Genomic DNA, 21,573 nt, shown 5'->3' on the forward strand with positions numbered 1-21,573 from the left:
GAGTGCAGTCAATGGACGAATCGCCACTGTGGCTGTGCGTTAATGTGCACTCATGACTCCAGCGCAACCCAGTGCCGACCACTTGCTGATGTTCCTCGAGGTGGCCAGGGAAGGCAGGTACACCCGGGCGGCAGAGAAACTCGGGTTGAGCCACGTAACGATCTCGCGACGCATTGCCGCCCTCGAACGCACCGTCGGCGGCAAGCTGCTGCTGCGGGTGCCGGGCGGATGGGAGATGACCCCGCTCGGCACACGTGTGCTCGCCGCTGCCGAACGGCTCGACGACGTGATGAAAAGCCTGGCGCGCGAGACGCTGTCCGCGCCGGGAATCGAGGACGTGGTCCGGATCTCGAACCCGACCGTCTTCGGCGTGTACGTCGCGGCGCCCGCCGCGGCCAGGGTTCACAAGCGCCACCCGGGCGTCCGCGTCGAGATCCTGTCGGCGCTCAAGCGGCCGGCGCAACACCGGTCCGGTGTCGACCTCGAAGTCGTTCTCGGCCGGCCCGAAACCATCCAGGCCGAGGCATATCGGATGACCGGCTACACGGTCGGGCTCTACGCCTCCCGCGACTACCTCCGACGGCACGGAACGCCGACAACGCTCGAAGACCTCGTCGAACACCGCCTGGTCTACTACGTTTCCTCGTTGCTTCAGGTCGAGGGCGTCGATGTCGGCCGTCGATACCTCCCCACGGTCCGCGAGTCCGTCACGTCCACCGATCCGATCGCCCACCTCGCCGCGACACGAGAAGGCGCCGGAATCGGACCTCTCGCCAACTTTGTGGTCGCCGACTACGACGACCTCGTGCGGATTCTGCCCGACGAGTTCGCCCTTCCGATGGAGTACTGGCTCGTCGCCCATCCCGATGCCCTGCGCCGGCCGGCGGTCGCGGCGCTCGTGAGCGAAATGGCACGAATCGCGGCTCCCCTCGAACACGCTGGGTCGACGGCCGCAGCCGGGTCAGAGCAAGAAGTCGAATCCTCCGGGCGGGCAACAACCTTCATGTGAGCCGACGGCACGCAACCGGGGCTCGGAACGATTCGCCATTCCTAGCTGCTGTCAGCTGTGCCCGTAGCGGGCGAATACCCGAACAGTCCAGTTCGGTCAATGTCCGAGAAAATACTGTCGGTCTGCAGGATTGTGCATGCCTGTTCGACGTTTCGGACCTTGCGGTTTGCCGTACCGTCGGGCGACGATCTCGCCGTTGAGCGAGGCAGATCACACGCAGGAGCAGAGCCGCATGAGCGCAGTTATCGAGACCACGTACGGCAGAGTCGAGGGCAGCCGAGAACACGGGACGTACGCCTTCAAAGGCCTGCCGTTCGCGGCACCGCCCATCGGCGCGCGACGCTGGATGCCGCCCGTCCCGCCCGAGCGCTGGGACGGCGTGCGACCGGCCACGGCGTTCAGCCCGGCGTGCCCGCAGGAGTCGCTCACCGTCTCTGCCGCCGACCTCTTCGCCGTCGAGGGCCCACGAGACGAGGACTGCCTGTACCTCAATGTCTGGTCACCGAGCACCGATGACGCCCGCCGACCGGTCATGGTGTGGATCCACGGCGGCGGATACAACATGGGTTCGGCATCCCAGCCTATCTTCGACGGCGGGCAACTCGCCCGGCGCGGCGATGTCGTCGTCGTCACGATCAACTACCGGCTAGGCCCGCTCGGTTTCATGAAGCTCGATGAGGTGACCGACGGCGCGATCCCGGCGACGGGCAATGAAGGTCTCCTCGACATAGTGGCCGCACTGGAGTGGGTCCGAGACAACATCGCCGCCTTTGGTGGCGACCAGGACAACGTCACCGTCTTCGGCGAATCGGCCGGCGGATGGGCCGTCGGCGCCCTGCTCTCCATGCCCCGAGCCGCGGGACTTTTCCACAAAGCCATCGCCCAGAGCGGCGTCGGGCATCCCGGCCTCGACCTCGACCACGCGAACCATCTGGCGCGGCTGTTCGCCGACCGGATCGGGCTAAAGGCCAGCAACGCCGCAGAGCTCAGGGCAGCCCCGCCGGAGAAGATCCTCGCGGCCGCACCCAGCCTGTTCAAGAGCTTCTTCGAACCCGACCCGTCGAACTCCGATCGCTACCTCCGGCACGTCATCGACGGCGATATCCTCCCGATGCCGATCGTCGACGCCGTCGACGCCGGAGCGGCCGCGAGTATCCCGCTCATCGTGGGCACCACCCGTGATGAAGTCGCCAAGATATTCGTGGTGTCCGCGTTCACCGAGGGAGAGCCACCGTTCGAGAAGGTCAGGCGGCTCGTGCACCGAGACATCGACGTTCGACAGCTGGCATCCATCTACGGGCGGGCCCGTCGCGACCGCTTCGGCCGCGACAGCGAGGTTGATATCGCCGCAGCCATCGCGACAGATACCGTGCGCATCCCCTCGCTGCGACTACTGGATGCCCAACGCCGCCACCAACCGAACTCCTACGGCTACCTCTTCAACTGGACCTCCCCCGGCGGCGACGCCGCCTACGGCTCGCCGCATGGCATCGACATCGGTTTCGTATTCGGCACCTACGATCTCGCCGAGGACTACGCCGCGGAGTGGGGGCAGGGGCCGGCGGCAGCCGCGCTCTCACACGCCGTAATGGACGCGTGGGCTGCCTTCGCACGCACGGGCAACCCGTCGACCCCGAACCTCGGTGAGTGGCCTCGGTACGGAGACGCCCGCCGCACGATGATGATCGGAGAACGGACATACGTGGCCGACGCCCCCTACGAGGACGAGCGCCGCGCGTGGGAGGCATACAGCAACACCGATCTCGCCAAGCCGTTGTTCCGAATTCCGGGCCGGGAAACCGCAACTGCCTGACGCACGGATACAAGCCGGCGTTCTCAGCGAACCGCAGCGCACTCCTTCGCAGTCGCGTGGAGTTCAGTGGTGATGGCGCGCAGGCCGTCTGTGAGGAGGGTGCAGACGTGGTGGAATGCAGTGTCGACGCCCGCGACCTGCCAGGAAGCAGCATGCGCAGGGTGGTGGAAGCCCAGCGTGGCATCGAAGACGGCCTGCGCCGATGTGGCCGGGTCCTCGACGCCGAAGTCACCGGATGAGATGGCGGCGGTGACGATGGAACGTATCTGTCCGACGAGGACAGCGACATGCTCGGCGACCACACTGTTGTGCTCGGCTGCCAGAACCGCGTAGGTGGCGGTGAGCGCGGAGGCGTCGCGCGCCTTGGCGCGTTTCGCGGCGAACAGCTCGGCCAGCCAGGCCCGAAGTCGTTCGGGCGGAGCGAGAGCCGTATCGCCAGCCAGGCCCGAAGCCCTTCGTAGGCGCGGTCGATCCAGCGGCGGGCGGACCGCCTCACGGAGTGCGGCTTTGGAAGGAAAGTACCGATAAACGGCAGCGTGGCTCACCCCGAGAGCGCGAGCCACGTCCACCACCGTGGCCTTGGCCGGTCTGTGGCGGCGCAGCACGAATCGCGTACGTTTCTTTACTGCCCGCCTCGAATCGGCTTTCCCGCGCGGGATTCGGTGTCGAGTTCACCGTCTCTCACCACGAACTGTCCGCCGACCAGCAGGTGCCGGACACCGGTCGAGGGTGCGACGAAGTTGTAGCCACCCTGCTCGGAGAAAGTCTGCGGGTCGAAGACGATCAGGTCTGCATCCGCACCCGGTTGGACGCGCGCCTTCCGGCGCATCGCGGGAACCGCCTCCTCGATGATCCGCGCCGGCACCAAGGTGCACCGCCTGACCGCCTCGGGCAGCGAGAGCACGCCGAGTTCGCGGACCAGCCAGCCGAATGTCCGCGCGTAGCATCCGCTGCTGCGCGGATGAGTCAGGGCGTGGGGCGGCACCGGCCAGTCGTGCAACACCATCGCGCCGCCCGGACTGACGACCGGCGAGGCGTCCGACGCGATGGCGGAGTCCGTGAACAGCAACGACCTCAACAGCATCTTCCGGTCGGCTTCCTGCGCCTCATCAGCCCAGTGGACGAATGCGAGGCCGGCGGGATCGTTGGATCGCAGCTCGGTCAGCCGCTCCGTGTCAGCGACGAACTCCCCTGTCGGCAGGTAGCGCAGCCGGTTCGGCGAGATGCCCATCCGCGGCAGCTTCTCCGGTGCCACGAAGTCGGCACTGATTGCGGTCATTCCGGAGCCGTAGGGATATGCCTCGGTGGTGACGCTAAGGCCGTTCGTCTGGGCGGTGGCGAACGCATCGGCGATCTCGTCGATCATCCGGTTGGATGTGCTGTTGAGATGGCACAGATGCATGTGCGCCCCGGTACCCGCCGCGGCCGCGAGGACCTCCAGCACCGCTTCCAGGGAGCTGTGCGGTTCCAGCGCGGAGGTGTAGCGGGCGTGAGTGAACGTCGGCACGCCCAGTTTGGCGGCGCGCCGCGCGAGTCGGAAGTACTCGGTGATCCCAGTTTCGGGGGCGTAACCGACGGGGACGCCGATGCCGATCCCGCCGGCGTGCACCTCAGCTTCCACATGATCGAGCAGACGACCCACGTCCCGGTCGCTCGCCGGCGCGCTCCATTTGGAACCTCCCCAGTTCGCCGTGACCATCAACATCGGATCATCGGGTGGCGCGCCGTCGAACAGCATCATCCGAGACAGCAGCCAGGACGCCGAATACCCGAAGTTCACCGGCCGCCCCTCCAGCTCGGCGGCGGCGATGGCTGCGTTCACCGATGCGGCTCCCGTTTCCAGCTCCAGCGCGGTGGTCACCCCGTCGAGCGCCTGCAGGAGCAGGCCGGTCCGGGACTGCGCGTGACTGTGCAGGTCGATGAAGCCCGGGGCGAGCACCAGCCCCCTGACGTCGACAGTCCGCCGACCGATCAGGGGAGCCTCGGACACATCGGTGATGCGGTCGCCGGTGACTGCGACATTGCGGATGCCGTCCAGACCGGTCTCCGGGTCGATCACCCGGGCCCCGGCGAAGACGACGTCGCACGGCGAAGTGCCGCTCTCGGTGCTCACGCTACGCGCCGTGCCGCGAAGACGCCGCCCACGAAGTGGGTGGCCTTTTGGCCGTCGCCGACGATGAAGGCGGCATCCCACAGCGGATCCCCGCCGAGCACGTCATCGGCGAGAATGAACCGGTGATCGTCCAGCGGGTACAGTTCCGTCGTGACCGGCTCCGAGGCCACCCCGAGCGAACCTTCCGGATCTTTGGCCATCAGGCTCACGAACAGTGCTCCGTCCTTGGCGGTCACGCCATACCTGCGGTCAGCGGTCTCGTAGGTGCCGACGTAGGGCTCGGTGTCAATCGCGCTGCCGGGACGCTTGGCCGGACGAGTCGGTCGCTGGACGCCGAGCAGCTCCGCGAACACGTAGTCGAAGACCCGGTCAGCGAAGTGGGCGCCGCGAATGGCGACGTTGACGGTCACCGCGACGGCGGTGTGCAACTCAGGGACCCAGAGCAGAGTCGACGAGCCGCATGGGCTGAAGCCGAAATGGCCGAAGATTTGCTTGCCGCCCCAGTTCTTGGTGTACGGGCCGACGCACCAACCGTCCGCCATCCCCTGGGTGGGCAGGTCCACTTGGCGGGTCTGCATCTCGGCGACGGAGTGCTCCGAGAGCACCCTCGTGCCGTCGGCCGCGAGGCCGCCGCGCAGGAACAGCTGCCCGAACCGGACGAGATCTCCGGCGCTGCATGCCAGGATCGAACCGGCCGGACCGTGTCCGCGACCGACAGTCCACTGCTTGACGTGGTCGAACCCGCCCTCGGTGGGGGTATGGCCGACAGCAATCGGATGGTAGATCTGCTCCTCGGGCAGACTTGCCGAGTGCTGCAGCCCGGCGGGCGCGAGCAGCCGGTCCCGGAGCGCCGCATCCCAGGTCGTGCCAGTCAGCGTTTCCACCAGGAGCCCCGAGATATCAGCGGAGGCGTTGTTGTATCCGAAGATCTCACCGGGTTGGGCGATCACTGGGATATGCGCCAGCAGCTGCACGAGCGCGCGGACGGCGTCATCGCCCCGACCGGTGTCGATGTAGGGCCCGTTGTCGATTCCGCTGGTCATCGACATGAGGTGCCGAGGCGTCACGGTCGCGGTCGCATCCTCGTCGCCGAGCCGGAATCCCGGCAGGAACTGGGCCACTGGCTTGTCGATATCCAGCATGCCGGCATCGGCCAGCTGCATGACCAGCGCGGCCGTGAAGACCTTCGTAGTCGACCCGATCTGAAACAACGTGTCCGCGGTGACCGCGCGGCCAGTGGTGACGTTCTCGATGCCCACCGGACATTCGACGAATTCGCCGTCGATGGCCAGCGCGACCTGGGCGCCGACGATGCCCAGCTCAGCAGCGGTCGTTTCCGCCACTGACGTGAGTGCTGTTGTGTCGATGGTCATCGACAGTCTCCCTTGACTAGCTCCATAAGATGATTTGAGCGAGAGTAGGCGGATTGTGTGCCCCATCACATCGTGAGCACGAACGAAATCAGGTTGCCTGGTTCGTTGATCTCACCGAGTGCACCCCGACGTTCGCCCGTACTACGACGGCCGCGTTCGGAGTCGGCGGAGCCGCAGGTCGATCAACGCCTCGACGCGGGCGTCGGGATCGGCGAGCTCCAATCCGCTGATCTCGCACAGCCGTTTGAGCCGATAGCGGAAGGTGTTCGGGTGGATCCGCACCGCAGCGGAAGCTTTCGCGATGTCACCGAATGCCTCGAGGTAGGCGGCGAGCGTATTGGTGAAGTCCGCGCGATGTTCGGCGTCGTACGCCAGCAGGAGGGCGACCGGGCACGAGTCGTCACGTTCGTCCTGGTCGAGGATGTCGGCCAGGCGCACAAGCATCAGATCCAAGCGTACGGACCCGACCGTGGCACAGCGTTCGGTTCGCGTCGATTCGCGCAGGACCCTGAGCACGGCGTCGGCGTCGGCGCGAGATCTCACGATCCGGTCGGCCATCTCCACGACGCGTCCGACCCCTGCTCTCAGCGTGACCGGTGATCCCATGCGCTTCACGAAATCCTCCGCTACCCGCAACGCCGCCTGCTCGCTCGATGCCGGGAACAAGGCGTAAACGGCATCCCCGAGGGTTGTCACCGCAGCAGATCGGCACAGTGCGCTCAGGTAGACATCGAGCGCACCGGCGACTCGGCGGATTTCCGTGGTCCGCTTCACGGCGTCGTTCTCATCAGCGCTGTCGGCGAGCTCGACAGCCAAGACGGACACCGGTTCCTTCGCCAGGCCGAGCTGCCTGGCTGTCTCGTGCGCGTCACCGGATCCGCGGAGCAACCGGGCAAGAAGTTCCGCGCGTAACCGGGCATCGACGGACGCACCTGCGCGTTCTCGCAGCAAGTGCAGCGCAACGATCTTGGCGGCGTCGACCAATGCCTGCCTGCGGTGTTCGAGCAGGGGTTCGGATACCACCGCCCAGACGAAACCCAGCACCTCATCGCCAGCGCGTATGGAGATCGCCGTACGCGGCTTGATGTCGTCACAGAGCGACGGGACATACACCGGGTCCGTGCTCCAATACAACTCCCGGAAGATTCCGAGCTCAGTCAGCTGGCGCTCGTATCGACCGGGGACCTGACGGCCCAGCACGGTCTGGACCCTGCCTTCGTCGGTGTCCGCCTGCCCGCCGGAGAACGCGAGTACTCGGGATGAACGGTCTTCGATCGTGATCGGTGCGTCCACCAACGAACTGATGGCGTTGGCCAATTGGAACAAATCCCCGCTCGGGTACCCTGCGATCTCCTGGCCGGGCTCACCGAACTCGGGCGGATCGAGCATGGCGCGCAACAATATGATCAGCTGCGCCCACGATGCGGCCCTGCTGACCTCGAGCACACAAACGTTGCGGCTCACCGCATCCCTGCGAATAGCGTCGTCGAGCGGAACCGGTGACTTCAACAGCAAGGCTGTACCGCCACATCGCTCGAGTTCGATGAGCAGCGCCTTGACCGTCGCGGCCTCCGTGACGCCGACGCCCAGTAGGATTCCCTCCGGAGAGACGTCGACGCCGTCCGCGGGGTCGTAGATCGACACCGAACCCGCCCGTAGATCCGCAGTGGACGGCCCGGCAACCGCGGTTACCAGCGTGCTCCCGAGGTCGTCCACGATCCGGCCCAGGCTCGGCAGCGGCCCACTGATCACGATCATCACCCTCTCCTCGGTAGTCTAATCGGCGAACACGCAGGTCCAATGCTCGGCCGCCGTCCAGATCGATGAACACCCGGTCGGTCCCACCGGTAGCCTTGGCGAACACCCGCAGTGGGCGGCGGGTGACCAGCAGCGAACCACCGGCAGGCGATATCTCTACGAGGTCCGGATTCGGCCCAGGTCAGACCCCGACCTTCTGGTACATCGTCACGACGCAGGCGCCACCGAGCCCGAGATTGTGCTGCAGGGCCGCATCGATCCGGCCTTCGACCTGGCGTCCCTCGGCCTGGCCCCGCAGCTGCCAGACCAGCTCGGCGCACTGCGCCAGCCCCGTCGCGCCCAGCGGGTGTCCTTTGGATATCAGCCCGCCGGAGGGGTTGGTCACCACTCGGCCGCCGTAGGTGTTCTCGCCGTCGAGGATGAACTTGTCCGCAGTACCCACTGGGGTCAGCCCGAGCGCCTCGTAGGTGAGCAGCTCGTTGGTTGTGAAGCAGTCATGCAGCTCGACGACACGCACGTCCTCGGGGCCGATCCCGCTCGTCTCGTAGACTCGGGCGGCCGCCTCTTTCGACATGTCATAGCCGACGAGCCGAGTCATGTCTTCGCCGAAGGTGCTCGCGTAGTCCGTCGTCATGGCCTGAGCGGCGATGACGACGTCGTCCCGCAGGCCGTGGCGTCTGGCGTACCGCGGGGACACGACCACTGCTGCCGCGGCCCCACACGTGGGGGGGCAGCACTGGAACAGGGTCAGCGGACCGTAGATGTGCCTCGAGGCCATGACCTGCTCGACCGAGAGCGGGTCGCGGAACACCGCGTAGGGGTTGTTGGCGGCGTGCCGCCGGGACTTGACCGTGATGTGGGCGAGCACCGACGGATCCATACCGGTTTCCTCGATGTACTGCTGGCCGGCCGCGCCGAAGAACGTCGCGGCATTCGGCACACCTTCATCGGGGATACCCCGGACCTGGTCGCGGACCTGGTCGAACCTCTCCAGAGCACCGGGTCGGTCCGTGAACTGGTGTTGGATGGCCCCGGGGATCATCTGCTCGAACCCGAGCGCCAACACCACGTCGGCCGCGCCCGATTCAACGGCCTGGCGAGCCAGGAACAGCGCCGAGGAGCCGGTCGAGCAGTTGTTGTTGACATTGATCACGGGAATGCCGGTCTGACCCAGGTGGTAGAGCGCCTTTTGCCCGGACGTGGAGTCGCCGTACACATATCCGACATAGGCCTGTTGCACGGCGTCGTACCCGACCCCCGCATCCGTCAGTGCTCGACGGGCGGCCTCGGCTCCCATCAAGTCGTAGTTCTCGCTCCGGCCAGGCTTGCTGAACGGGATCATGCCGACCCCTGCCACCACGGCGTTGTCAGTCATTGTCTTCTCCTTTGTGACCACTTCGGTGGATGCTGTCGGGACTACTCGTTTTCGGGGACACGGATCGGCCGGACTGGAGCAGCGGCTGGGCTCAGACCGGGAGCCAGGCCGCGTCCGCGACCTGGACAGCGGCGGTGGGTTCACTCCAAGTGGTGCGGGAGAACCGCGGTGCAGGCCTCGGCTGGTCGATGCCGTTGATTCGCGTGTGCACCTCTCGGCCGCGCATATGTGGGTGCACGAGGGCCTCGGAATAGGTCAGTACCGGTGTCACACAGGCATCACTGCCGTCGAAGATCTTCGCCCACTCCGACATGGTCCGGGATCTGAACGCCGTGGCGAACGCCTCGCGCAGCTCCTCCGCACGGGCCTCATCGTGCTGGTCGGGCAGGGCGGTGGCGTCGAGCCCGAGCAACCGCACGGCCTCTGCGAAGAACTGGGGTTCGACGCAGCCAACGGCCACGCTGCGCCCATCGCCGCATTCGTAGGTGTCGTAGTACGGTTTCGAGCCGTCGAGAAGGTTGTGCCCGCGATGCTCCGACCACTGACCGGCACCACGCAGCGACCACATCGGCTGCGATAGGACGCTGGCTCCGTCACACATGGCGGCGTCGACGACTTGACCCCGGCCCGAGGTCTGTCGCTCGAACAGGGCGGCCAGGACACCAGTGATCAGGAACATCGAGCCGCCGCCGTAGTCGCCCACCAAGTTCAGGGGCGGCACCGGGCGCTCGCCCGGTCTGCCGATGTTCTCCAGGATGCCGGTCAGCGAGATGTAGTTGATATCGTGGCCGGCGGATGCCGCCAGCGCACCATCCTGTCCCCAACCGGTCATCCGGCCGTACACCAGACGGGGGTTGCGGGCTAGGCATTCCTGTGGCCCTAGTCCCAGGCGCTCGGTGACGCCCGGGCGAAAGCCCTCTACAAGCACATCCGCATCGGCGATGAGGTCAAGGATCCGCGCGACCCCGGAGGGGTCCTTCAGGTCAGCGGTGATGATGCGGCGGTTGCGCAGCGTGTGGTCGCCCGCGCCGCCGACTGTGCCGTGCCGCTCGACACGGATCACGTCCGCTCCCAAGTCGGCCAGGATCATGCAGGCGAGCGGCCCAGGGCCGATGCTTGCGAGCTCGAGGACCCGAAGGCCTGCCAGGGGGCCGTATCGCATGCTTGTCTCCTGCGTGATCACAGCACTGGGCTCCGGTCGGCAGGACCGAGCACCGGGGGTATCCGGTCGTCGTCGGCCTTGCGACGGTCGCGCAATGCCAGCGTGATCGCCGCCGCGCACGCCAAGGCCACCGGGACCGCAGCGAGCACGATGATGGTGCTGGCTCCCATTCCCTGGGCGATGAGCGCCCCCGCGACGGCAGGACCGACGATCGTGCCGATCCGGCCGATTGCCACGGCCATACCCACGCCTGTAGTGCGCGTGCCGACGGGATAGAGCGCTACCGCCATGGTGAGCACGCCCATTTGGCTGGCCATGGTTCCGGCGCCTGCACAGCCCAGCAGCAGCAGGACACCCCAAGACCCGAACGAAGTCAGGCCGAAGAGGCCCATGGCGACGACTCCGAGGGCGGTCGTCACTGCCATAACAGCGGAGATCCCCACCCGTGCGGTCAACGGAATCGCCAGCAGAATTCCCAATACGCCGCCGAAACTGATAACCGACAATCCGATCGGCGCTTCATTAGCGCTGAATCCATAGTCCAGCAGCAGCGTCGGCACCCACGCAGAAAGCGTATAGGCGCCGATGAACGCCAGGAACGCGAACACCCACAGCAGACCGGTGTTCACACGAAGTCCGGGGTCGAAGAGCCGGGCCACACCGGCCGCCTTTTTGGCCTCGGCCTTTGTGCCGACAGTGGGAGGTTCCTCCAAGACTACGGCCATTGCGACGAGGAGAGGAATAGCAGCAATGCCCCCTGCCCAGAAGATGCCGCCGCTGCCGAACAGGTCCAGCAGCGGACCGCCGACAAAGCCCCCGACGATCAGCCCGACAGGCAAACCGAGCGTGACACCCACCGAGACACGTTGCCGGTAACGTTCCGGCACCATGTCACTACTGACCGACACCGCTACCGGCAGCAACATACCGATCGAGACTCCAGCCGCCAGGCGGACCACCGAGAACAGCGCAATCGACTCGAGCGGCAGGACGACGGCGCTGAGGACCGTCAGGATCGAGCAGGCGGCCACACTGCCGATCAACAGTCGTTTTCGTCCGAGTGCGACTCCCATCCAGCCGGCCGTCACATACCCCACAACGACGCCCAGGTTGCTCAGCGCCAACGGAAAGGTGAAATCGCCCACCGGAACACCCCAGTCGCGCGCCATCGCCGGCACTGACGCTGCAAGCGCTGCGGTATCGAAGCCATCACACAACACCGCCAAGAACACGACGGCGAGAATTCCCCACTTGATCCCGGTTGAACCGTCGGTAACTCTTTGTTCTCCATTACTCATGACTGTCCTAGCTGTCCTATCGAATATGTCGTGTCATCACGGCGGGTCAAGCTCCTCCGCACGAATTCTCTCGATGCAGGAATCGAGGAAAAACCTGGAGATTGTGTGCAGTTATGGCCGCCTCGGCGAGCACGAAATCGCTGTTCAGGTTCTTCACCAGCTGCCTCGTCTGCCGACCGAAACCCTCGGCCGAGCTCGCCACCGAGGATGTTGTCGCGGGGCACGCGGGCACAGTCGAAGAACAGCTCCAGAGGTGTCGGCGCCGCGCTGACCGACCTCGCCAGGATCCGTCCGCGCATGAAACCCGTTCTCGGCCAACACGATCACCAGATCCGCGCTATGCCCCGTTGGAGATGAACGTCTCGGACGCGGCGGGCGAGGAGAGCAGCGATCCTGTCAAGGTCTCCGCCTAGCGAGGCCTACCACTATCTACTGGACAGCAGTCGTCGAGTCAGCAGCGGCAGCGGCGATCCATCGCCTTTCTGCGTCGAGGAGTGATTCGTGACCGGCGACAACCGCGGCACGCAACTCGACCTTGTGGATCTTGTTGAGCGTCGCGTGTGGCAAAGCGCCGACGACGTAGACCTCGCGTGGAACCTTGAAGTCGGCCAGCCTGTTTCGGCAGGCGTCCATGACCCGATCGGCCAGGCCCGAGTCTGGATTCTCGACACAGACGAAGGCCACTGGTACCTCGTCGAGCTTCTCGTCAGGCCTGCCGACGACCGCGGCCTCGCCGAGCCCTAGGACATCGAGGATGACTCGCTCGATCTCGGAGGCTGCGACGTTCTCGCCGCCGACTCGCAGCATGTCCTTGGCCCGGTCCATGAAGGAGAAGGTGCCGTCGGCATTGAGCCTGACCAGATCTCCGGTCGCGAACCAGCCCTCGTCGTCGAAACTGTCGCTCGTGGCTTCGGGGTTATTCCAGTACTCGGCGAATATCGACAGCCCACGAACACCTCGGATGAACAGGGCACCGGTCTGACCCGCGCCGATGGGCGTTCCGTCCCCGTCCACGACCTTGATGTCGTACTCGGGGGCAACCCGACCGATACTGCTCGGCGCATCGTCGTGCCCGGCGGAGACGGTGCCGTGACTGACAGTCTCGGTCATCCCCCACCAGCCTATCGACTCGACCCCGAACCTTTCCTTGAAGACAGGGCCGGTGGGTCCCGCCATGACACGCAGGGAGTGTTCATCGGGGGGCTGGCTCGCCAGGACTGCGCGCGTGGACAGTGGCATCAGGGACAGCCAGGTGCACCCATGTTGCACCGCGATGTCCCAGAACCGGGAGGTGGACCACTTGGGGGCGAGGACGAACCGGGCGCCGACCCACAGGCTCGGCAGGACCGAGTAGCCCAAGGCATTGACGTGGAACAACGGCATATAGGCCAGGTGGACGTCGTCCGATCGAAGTCCCTCGTGGACGGCGTTGGTCCGGGCGGCCCACAATCCATTCGCATGCGTCCAGAGCACGCCTTTGGGCCGGGCGGTCGTGCCAGAGGTGTACTGGATGCTCAGCGCGGCTGCAGGGTCCGCGGACGGTAGGCGCACCGCCTCGAGGTCAGCGGATCCGCCGAAAATGGGCGCGTGCGGCGAGCCCGGGTCGATGACGGTAACCCAGGAGAGGCTGGTTCCGGCCGCAGTGACGAGCTGCTCGAACGACGGCTGCGTGATCGCGCCCACTGCACCGCTGTCTGCGATGTAGTACGCCAGCTCGTCTTGCGACGACCGCGCGTTCGTGGTGACCGCAACGGCATGCAGCGCGGCGCAACCGAACCAGGCCAGAAGGAACTGTGGGCAGTTCTCCAGGTGGATCAGGACGCGGTCTCCTGAGTGAACTCCAGCCTGCACGAGTCCTGCCGCGACCCTCAGGGACTCGTCATGGAACTCCGCATAGGTCCACGAGTCCGGCTCGCCGTCGAAGGGATGCCAGGTGAGGAAGGTGCGATCGGGATGCGCGGTGGCTCGATCGGAGAGCAGGCGCCACATATCGAAGCCCAGAAACGGATGGAACGACGGCAGACAGATTTCTTTCGAACCCATGCTCACGCCTCCGTCCATGTGGCGTCCAGCGGGACCACCGCCGAACGAACCAAGGCACGGAACGGAAAATTGCCACGCGGGCCGAAAACTTCGAGCGAGACTTCATGTGATCTCTGCAAAGGGTGCCTCCTAGATAGGCGCTTCAACTAGCTGAACTCGGTACGAGTTCTTGTGTTATTCACTTAATTTGTCGCGATCACAACGACCGAGCGATGATCTCTCGCATGATCTCGTTTGCGCCGCCGGCGATTCGGGTGACACGGGAATCGGTGTACAGCTGCGCGATCGGATACTCCCGCATGTAGCCGTAGCCGCCGAACAGCTGGAGTATCCGGTCGATGACGCGCCCTTGGGTGTCGGTGCTCCAGTACTTCGCCATCGCCGCGCGGCTGTCATCGAGCTCACCGCGCTGGAGTCGAACGATGCAGTCGTCGACGAACGTGCGGTTGACGGTCGCCTGGGTGGCGCAATCGGCGAGTTCGAATCGGACGTGTTGCAGTGCGCGCAGCGGTGCACCGAACGCGTGGCGTTGTTTCGTGTAGTCGATTCCGAGAGCCACAGCACGTTCGGTCTGAACGGTCGCTTCGACCGCCATGAGCAGCCGCTCCTGGCGCAGGTTGGCCATCAGGTGCGCGAACCCCTGGTTCTCTCGGCCGAGCAGCTGATCGGCCGGAACGCGGACCTCGTCGAAGAACAGCTCTGCGGTGTCCTGCCCCTTCAGACCGATCTTGTCGAGGACACGGCCGCGCCGGAACCCGGGCGAGTCGGCATCGACCAGCAGCAGCGATATTCCCTTCGATCCGGCGGACGGATCGGTCTTCGCGGCGACAATGACCAAGCCGCAGGTTCCGCCGTTGGTGATGAAAGTCTTCGACCCGGAAAGGACGAACTCGTCGCCGTCGCGAACAGCCCGCGCCTGCATGGCGGCCACGTCCGATCCGGCACCGGGCTCCGACATCGCCAGCGAACCGATGGTGGTGCCTGCGGCTAAACGGGGCAGCCACTGACGCTTCTGCTGCTCGGTGCCCAACGAGAGCAGATAATGGGCCACGATCCCGCTGTGCACGATGTTGCCGAAGCACTGCGCCCCGGCACGGCCGATCTCCTCCAGCACGACGATGTCGTGAGCGATCGATCCGCCTCCCCCGCCGTACTCCTGGGGGATGGAGGCGCACAACAGGCCCAGCTCACCGGCTCGCGCCCAGAACTCCAGGTCGACATGCCCCTGCCCGGCCCACTTCTCCAGCTGTGGGACGGCTTCTCGGCGCAAGAACTCCGCAGCGACCTCGCGCAGCAGTTCGCCTTCGTCGTCCGACCAAGCCGGCCGGGTGGCTACGCCGCTCATGACGCCTCAGTCCCAGCAACGGCACTGTTCCTGGCCCCGGTGCGAATCCGATCGAGGACCTCGGCACGTATCGCCGAGCGACGGACCGTGTCGGCGTCCTCACGCAGCGGCTCGTCGCGGTCCGCCGAACACCTCGGCCCAGTCACTCGCCTCCGCGTCGCAGGTCCGAGACTGAGCGACCGGCCGGCCACCTCCCGGACGAAGGTCCGCTCCGGCTCGTACTGGGCGCACAGGGGCACAGTTTCGTTGAGGGAAAGCATTTCGGTCACGTGGCATCCATCTCTCTACGGTGCGGCCCCGCCCGAAGCGCGGGGTCGTGGACGGCGCAGTCGTCGGGCCAATGCAGCGGCGGTAGCTCGTCGAGGGTCTGCGGGAAGTGTGGGACTCGCTTCTGCAAGAAGGAGTCGATGCCCTCGGCGGCGTCGGGGCTGCGGCCGCGTTCGAACGTGGCGCGGGAGTCGGCCTCATGGACCTGGCGGGGGTGGTCGGCGACGAGGCCCTTCCAGAGCAGCTCGCGGGAGATCGCCAGGGAGACCGGCGCGCTGTTGCGGGTAATCTCTCCAGCCAGGTCGATCGCGGCCGTGACGACGTCGGCGGCCGGGTGGATGGCGTTGACCAAGCCGGCGTCGCGCGCCTCGGCGGCGCCGACGAGCCGGCCGGTCAGCGTCCACTCCAGGGCTCGACCGGGCCCGACCAGGCGGGGCAGGAACCATCCCGAGGCTCCCTCGGGGACCATGCCGCGGCGGGCGAAGGCGAACCCGAACGTCGCGGTGTCGGCAGCGAGGCGGATGTCCATGGCGCAGGCCAGGCTCGCCCCGAATCCGACGGCGGCACCGTTGATGGCCCCGATCACGGGTTTGGTGCACTCGAACAGGCGCAGGGTGGCCTGGCCCGCGAAGTCCCGGAAGTCCTCCGCGGTGGCGTCGGGCAGGTCGTCGGCGAAGGTTCGAACACCGGCCGAGAGGTCGGCACCGGCGCAGAAGCTCTGGCCGGCTCCGGTGATGACGATCGCGCCGAGTTCCGCGTCGGCTTCGGCCCGGTCGATGGCGGCGATCAGCGCATGCACCATTGCGCGGTCCACGGCGTTGCGCCGCTCCGGGCGGTCGAGCGTCACGACCGCGACGCCGTCGATGCCCTCGAGAGCGATGCCGGTGCTGCTCGCGGCCCCGAAACCAGGGCGGCCGGTGGTCATCGGCGCGTTCCGCCCGTGCCGAACATATCGGCCGATCCCTCGACGAGCGGATCGGACGGAACGGCCGCGAGCAGGGACTCGGTGCGTTCGCGGATCTGTTGGCCCATCTCAGGGGCGGTCAAGATGTAGGGGCGGTCGTGGACGATCGCGTCCACGACCAGATCGCCGACGACGCCGGGGGCGACGCCCCGCTCGCGGAGCGAGTCGTGGGCCGCGTCGAGTATGGACGCGATCTTCGTCGAGTGCTGCGGTGCCTCCGTGGGGTGCGCCCGTTGCGCGTTCTTCACGATGTCGGTGGCCACCGGACCGGGGCAGAGCACACTCACACCGATGCCGTGGTGCGCGAGCTCGACCCGCAGCGATTCGCTCAGCCCGACAACGGCGTACTTCGAGGCGTGGTAAAGGAAGCCGGACATGTACAGCGGCGAGCTGCCGACGAACAGGCCTGCCGCCGAGGCGGTGTTGACGACATGACCGCCGGTGCGGCGTCGGATCATCCGGGGCACGAACGCCTGAATGCCGTTGTATACCCCGCCCGCGTTGATTCCCATGACGTGGTCCCACATGGTGTGGTCCATCCGCGAGGGTGAGACCGAGTCGATGATCCCAGCGTTGTTGACCAGGATCGACACCGGACCGAGCGACTCCTCGACGGCGTCGGCCACGGTCGCGTAGGCGGCCCGGTCACGAACGTCGAGCACGAACGGGCGAGCGCTCGTCATCGTCGACAACTCGTCGGCGGCCTGGCACACCGCGGTCTCGTCGATGTCGGCCACCGCCACAGACACCCCACGGCGGGCCAAAGATGCCGCGACCGCCCGTCCGATGCCGTGCGCACCTCCGGTGATAAATGCGGTGCGGCCTTCGAGTGAATCCACGTTGTCCTCCTGATCAGATGTCTGCCGCGTCGGGCGCCGGCGGGGCCTCGACGTTGATGGCGAGCACGGAGTCGGTGAACCGGAGGGCGGACCCTTCGGTCACCTTCAGCTCCCGGACCTGTCCGGCCGCCGGTGCGGGAGTCGGTACCAGCATCTTCATCGCCTCGAAGACGAGGAACTGCTCGGCCTTCTCGACGTACGCCCCGACGCTGGAGCCGCCTCCGTTGTCACGGCGACGGCATCCGCTTCGCCAGGTCCCGGATAACCGCTGCGCCGTCCGGGTCGAGCAAGCTCCCGTCGTGGATCAGTCGCGCATGGGAGTGACCGATCTGGTGGAGCGCGAACGCTGACTGCAGCGCGTTCCACTGGCCCTGGGCGTCCAGGCTGTTGTTCACGGCCTGCTTGGCGAGCTTCAACCCCATCGTGGGGCGCTGGGCGATCTCCTCGGCGATGCCGCGTGTGAAACTTTCCAGGTCGTCGCGCGGCACGACGTGATTCACCATGCCGACGTCAGCGGCCTCCTGGGCGGTGATGTAGCTGCTCCGGAACAGCATCTCCTTTGCCTTGCGGGCCCCGAGTTCCCATGCGTGGACGAAGAACTCGTGTCCGTTGACCCCGAAGGCGACAGTCGGGTCGGAGAATGACGCGTCCTCGCTGGCCACGATCAGGTCGAACGGCCAGACCAGCATCAGGCCGCCTGCGATGACGCGGCCCTGGACCTGGACGATTGTCGGCTTCGGGAGGTTGCGCCACCGCCAGCACAGACCGAGATAGGCGTCTTCCTCAGTCGCCATGTGACCGTGCGCGCCGGGTTGCTCGAATCCTCCCGTCGCCGTGACGGTATCGAAATCCGTGATCGACGCGCAGCTCGCGAGATCGTGCCCGGACGAGAAGTCCGGCCCGTCGGCGGCCACGATGACGACCTTGACGGCGTCGTCCAGCATGGCCGCCTTGAGCGCGGAATCGAGCTCGTAGAGCATTTGGAAATCCTGCGCGTTGCGCTTTTCCTCACGCGCCAGCGTCACCCGCGCCACCCCAGTAGCGGCCATCTCGTACCGGATACGCTCATAATCGGGTTTCGTCTTTCGACTCGACATCGGCCCTCCGACCTGTGGTTGCCATCTTCTAGAACGGTAAGCTTTGCCTCAGTTTCTTACCCGAATAACGGTAAGATTCACCGCCTTTGATTACCGTTGTAGCGATAAGATATACCTTTGTTGCGTACCACTGTCAAGCGTCCCCGGGCCCGACCGGGACGACGCACGGACCCGAGGACCTGGCGCACGGGCAGCAGCCACCACAGGAGAACGACATGACGAAAGCGGCACCGACCGGAGCATTGACGCAGCTGCCTCCCAGCCCACCCCCACGGCTGGGACCACCCGCCGAGGCGCTGACCACCCGTTCCCGGACGTTGCTCGACGATCTCGAGAAGTTGATCGTCACCGAGGGCTTCGCGGCCTTCACTCTCGCCGACCTGGCGCGACAGTTGAGGTGTTCGCTGCGCGCGTTTTACGCGATCGCCCCCACCCGGTACGACTTGCTGCTGGTCGTCGTCGACCGGCGCATGCGACGGCTGGGGAGGCGCGTGCGCGAGGAGCTGGCCGACCATGACGACCCGCTGGCCCGCCTGCACCTCGTACTGACGTTGGAGGCGACCGCGATGCAGGCCACCAGCGCACAGTTCCGGCACGACGCACGGGCCCTGCCGGAGATGATCGAACTCATTCTCGCGCACAGGCGCTACGGCGCGTCCATGATCCACCAGATCCTGGTCGAGGGGATGCGTCAGGGACGTTTCCGGCAGGTCGACCCGGGTTTGGTCGTGGAGTTCATCGACGCCGCCGTCTCCCGGCTCGAACAGCCCCGGTTCGCCGACGGCGCCGATCACCGGTGGAGCGAGTACGTGGAGGAGCTCAGCCGGTTCGTCGAGGCCGGAGTCCTCGGCAGATGACGCGAGCGCTGCCGGAGATCGCTTGTCGTAGCGACCTGGCCGGCACGCCTGTGCGAGGCGACATACGATCAGGTCGGGCCCGAGTGCATATCTGCGCGCATCGGCCGCGCCGCCGCGCTCGAGCTGGCCGAAGCGGGCGCGGCAGTCAAGACTGCGCCCACCGACGAATCGACCAATGAGCGATTACAAGGCGTGCTGGACGCTCCGGGCCAGCACGGGCGGCCGGGGTGCGCTGGAAATCACCCGCGCCACACGGCCGTTCGAGCGGCGCTGCTGATCGAGAACCGGACCTTGGGCGCCGGGTGGCTCAACGTAGAACTTGCACCCGCGCTGAGTACGAGATGACTGCGCTCGCACGCCGCCTTCCGTTCCTATGCCGAGTACTGCGTGGGCACCACGCATATCGCATCTCGATCATCGTAAACGACTTGCACGAGCCGTCCTCCCACAAGTGCACGCTTACGGTCGTGGCCATTGAGGTTACCCGAACCCAACGCTATCTGGATGCGATGACAGTTTTGTACTGCAGGACGAAGTCTTGCTTGAGAATTCTCGCTCACCGACAAACAACGAAGGTCATGTCGCGCCTAGAGTTCACGGCCATGGGCGAGCGGTGGAACGGACCAGCGCGATGGCACCTGAACGGATGTGGTGGTGGGTGTGGGCATGGTGGGACTGTCGTGCGCCTTGTCATGCAGGAGTATGGCGTCGAGGTGGAAGTGCGCGGACGAGAATCGGCCGGCACGGAGCGTCGTTGGGTAACGCGGATTCATCGCGCCCTCGTCGTCGGAGCCATCGATCCTGCGCTACGGCCCGAGCGCGGTGCTCGCTCGGCGATCACGCGGGTTCGGATATTCGCCAGAGATTCGTCTTTCCTGACAAACACCTGACCTATTCCGCATTTAGCTCCGGTTTCAGGACGATGAGCGGTGCATTAGATCCAGCCAGCGCCGAAAGGTCCTTCGGTCGGCTCTGGTTAGAACTCAGATGAGGAGAACCTTCACATGTCCACTACTGTCTCGCCGCGTACCGCGGTCGTGGTCGGAGCCGGGGTAGCCGGCCTATCGACCGCGTGGTTCTTGCTGCAGGAGGGTGTGAAGGTCACGGTCGTGGACCGTCGTCACGTCGCCGCCGGCGCCTCGTGGGGGAATGCTGGGTGGCTCTCTCCGGCCCTTGCGGTGCCGCTGCCCGAGCCGTCGGCATTGCACGTCGGCCTGAAAGCCTTCTCCTCGACCTCTCCTGTCCGAGTGCCTCTTTCCGCCGATCCAGCTCTCGCACGGTTTCTCGGACGTTTTATCAGGAACTGCACTCACCGCCGATGGCAGGTAGCCCTGCAGGCGTTGACGGTCCTCAATCAGCAGGCTCTGGAAGTGTATGACCTGATGGCGCACGGCGGGGTGGCCAATACGACATGGCAGGACGATCCGTTCCTCATCGCATTCGCCGGTGAAAGCCAGCGTGAGTCGATGCTCTCCGAGATCGACCACATCCGCAGCGGCGGAATGACAGTCGATTTCGACCTGCTGGATGGTGAGGCAACACGTACTCGGGAGCCGGCGCTGAGCGGGCGTGTCGGCGCGGGAATTCTTCTTCGCGGGCAGCGTTCGATCGATCCCCCGCGCTTCCTGGCATCGCTACACAAGGCTGTGGTGGAGGCAGGCGGGAGGGTGATCGAAGGCCAGGCCGTGACCGGCATCGACGACACCAGTGACGGCGTGCGGGTCGACTTCGCCGACGGCACCACCGAGACCGCCGACGTCGCGGTCCTTGCTGCCGGTGGTTGGATCTCCCCGCTGGCCCGCAAATTCGGTGTCCGGACTCCGGTGCAGGCCGGGCGCGGGTACAGCTTCAGCATGCCCACCGAGGGGTTGCCCTCCGCCCCGACCTACCTGCCGGGTCAGAAGGTAGTGCTCACGCCACTCGACGGCCGAGTGAGGGTCTCCGGGATCATGGAGTTCGCAGCACCGGATCGGCCGTTGAATCGCCGGAGTATTGACGCGCTCGTCGCCGCGGCCACTCCGATGCTCGACGAGGTCGACTGGTCGCGCCGCAGCGACGAGTGGGTTGGTTCCCGGCCGTGCACAGTGGACGGGTTGCCGCTGGTAGGACGAACCGAATCCGAGCGTGTGTTCGTCTGCGGCGGACACGGGATGTGGGGGATCGCGCACGGGCCTCTGACCGGCAAGCTGCTGACCCAGCAGATCGTTTCGGGCCGTGCGCCAGCCGAGCTCGCGGCACTGAGTCCGCTTCGTTGAAGATG

The 21,573-nt window shown here is 66.1% G+C and carries 16 protein-coding genes and 1 pseudogene; 4 read left to right on the forward strand and 13 right to left on the reverse strand.

Going from position 1 to position 21,573, the window contains the following annotated elements; genetic code table 11:
* Positions 1–52: 52 nt before the first annotated feature.
* Positions 53–1,009, forward strand: coding sequence for a LysR family transcriptional regulator (locus ACQHI0_RS12790; protein WP_427908150.1), 957 nt, complete (start codon positions 53–55; stop codon positions 1,007–1,009).
* A 232-nt stretch (positions 1,010–1,241) separates the two neighbouring features.
* Positions 1,242–2,822 (forward strand): carboxylesterase/lipase family protein, encoded by a 1,581-nt coding sequence (locus ACQHI0_RS12795; protein WP_427908151.1) that lies wholly within the window; start codon positions 1,242–1,244, stop codon positions 2,820–2,822.
* A gap of 23 nt (positions 2,823–2,845) precedes the next feature.
* Here the strand turns inward: ACQHI0_RS12795 and ACQHI0_RS12800 are convergent, their stop codons facing one another.
* The 13 genes and pseudogenes from ACQHI0_RS12800 to ACQHI0_RS12860 all read right to left on the reverse strand — a co-directional run bounded on the left by ACQHI0_RS12800 (position 2,846) and on the right by ACQHI0_RS12860 (position 18,456).
* Entirely contained in the window at positions 2,846–3,427 is a 582-nt protein-coding gene (locus ACQHI0_RS12800) for a TetR family transcriptional regulator (RefSeq protein WP_427908152.1), read from the reverse strand.
* Between the two features lie 17 nt (positions 3,428–3,444).
* Positions 3,445–4,935, reverse strand: a complete 1,491-nt coding sequence (locus tag ACQHI0_RS12805) for an amidohydrolase family protein (RefSeq protein ID WP_427908153.1) — start codon at positions 4,933–4,935, stop codon at positions 3,445–3,447.
* Positions 4,932–6,374, reverse strand: coding sequence for a serine hydrolase domain-containing protein (locus tag ACQHI0_RS12810; protein ID WP_427908154.1), 1,443 nt, complete (start codon positions 6,372–6,374; stop codon positions 4,932–4,934). The genes ACQHI0_RS12805 and ACQHI0_RS12810 overlap by 4 nt, the downstream gene beginning before the upstream one ends.
* A gap of 75 nt (positions 6,375–6,449) precedes the next feature.
* A complete protein-coding gene (locus ACQHI0_RS12815; protein WP_427908155.1) occupies positions 6,450–8,066 on the reverse strand; it encodes a PucR family transcriptional regulator in 1,617 nt (538 codons plus the stop codon).
* A 181-nt stretch (positions 8,067–8,247) separates the two neighbouring features.
* Positions 8,248–9,441, reverse strand: a complete 1,194-nt coding sequence (locus ACQHI0_RS12820) for a lipid-transfer protein (RefSeq protein WP_427908156.1) — start codon at positions 9,439–9,441, stop codon at positions 8,248–8,250.
* Positions 9,442–9,532: 91 nt separating this feature from the next.
* A complete protein-coding gene (locus tag ACQHI0_RS12825; protein WP_427908157.1) occupies positions 9,533–10,603 on the reverse strand; it encodes a CaiB/BaiF CoA transferase family protein in 1,071 nt (356 codons plus the stop codon).
* Between the two features lie 17 nt (positions 10,604–10,620).
* Complete coding sequence (locus ACQHI0_RS12830; RefSeq protein ID WP_427908158.1) at positions 10,621–11,901, reverse strand: MFS transporter; 1,281 nt, start codon at positions 11,899–11,901, stop codon at positions 10,621–10,623.
* A 429-nt stretch (positions 11,902–12,330) separates the two neighbouring features.
* Complete coding sequence (locus tag ACQHI0_RS12835; RefSeq protein ID WP_427908159.1) at positions 12,331–13,944, reverse strand: AMP-binding protein; 1,614 nt, start codon at positions 13,942–13,944, stop codon at positions 12,331–12,333.
* Positions 13,945–14,140: 196 nt separating this feature from the next.
* Complete coding sequence (locus tag ACQHI0_RS12840; RefSeq protein WP_427908160.1) at positions 14,141–15,289, reverse strand: acyl-CoA dehydrogenase family protein; 1,149 nt, start codon at positions 15,287–15,289, stop codon at positions 14,141–14,143.
* Positions 15,290–15,554: 265 nt separating this feature from the next.
* Positions 15,555–16,481 carry an enoyl-CoA hydratase-related protein gene (locus ACQHI0_RS12845; RefSeq protein WP_427908161.1) on the reverse strand — a complete coding sequence of 309 codons (927 nt, stop codon included), beginning with the start codon at positions 16,479–16,481 and terminating at the stop codon, positions 15,555–15,557.
* Entirely contained in the window at positions 16,478–17,359 is an 882-nt protein-coding gene (locus ACQHI0_RS12850; protein ID WP_427908162.1) for an SDR family oxidoreductase, read from the reverse strand. The genes ACQHI0_RS12845 and ACQHI0_RS12850 overlap by 4 nt, the downstream gene beginning before the upstream one ends.
* A 13-nt stretch (positions 17,360–17,372) precedes the next feature.
* A pseudogene (locus ACQHI0_RS12855) lies at positions 17,373–17,555 on the reverse strand (biotin/lipoyl-containing protein); the annotation flags it as partial.
* A gap of 31 nt (positions 17,556–17,586) precedes the next feature.
* Positions 17,587–18,456, reverse strand: coding sequence for an enoyl-CoA hydratase (locus ACQHI0_RS12860; RefSeq protein WP_427908163.1), 870 nt, complete (start codon positions 18,454–18,456; stop codon positions 17,587–17,589).
* 215 nt (positions 18,457–18,671) lie between these two features.
* Here ACQHI0_RS12860 and ACQHI0_RS12865 point away from each other — a divergent pair, with 215 nt between their 5' ends.
* Both ACQHI0_RS12865 and ACQHI0_RS12870 read left to right on the forward strand, forming a co-directional pair.
* Entirely contained in the window at positions 18,672–19,313 is a 642-nt protein-coding gene (locus ACQHI0_RS12865; RefSeq protein WP_427908164.1) for a TetR/AcrR family transcriptional regulator, read from the forward strand.
* 1,004 nt (positions 19,314–20,317) lie between these two features.
* Positions 20,318–21,568: an NAD(P)/FAD-dependent oxidoreductase gene (locus ACQHI0_RS12870; protein ID WP_427908165.1), complete on the forward strand. Its 1,251-nt coding sequence runs from the start codon at positions 20,318–20,320 to the stop codon at positions 21,566–21,568.
* Positions 21,569–21,573 lie beyond the last annotated feature (5 nt).

Source organism: Nocardia sp. FBN12 (assembly GCF_050320175.1).
Taxonomy (GTDB): Bacteria; Actinomycetota; Actinomycetes; order Mycobacteriales; family Mycobacteriaceae; genus Nocardia.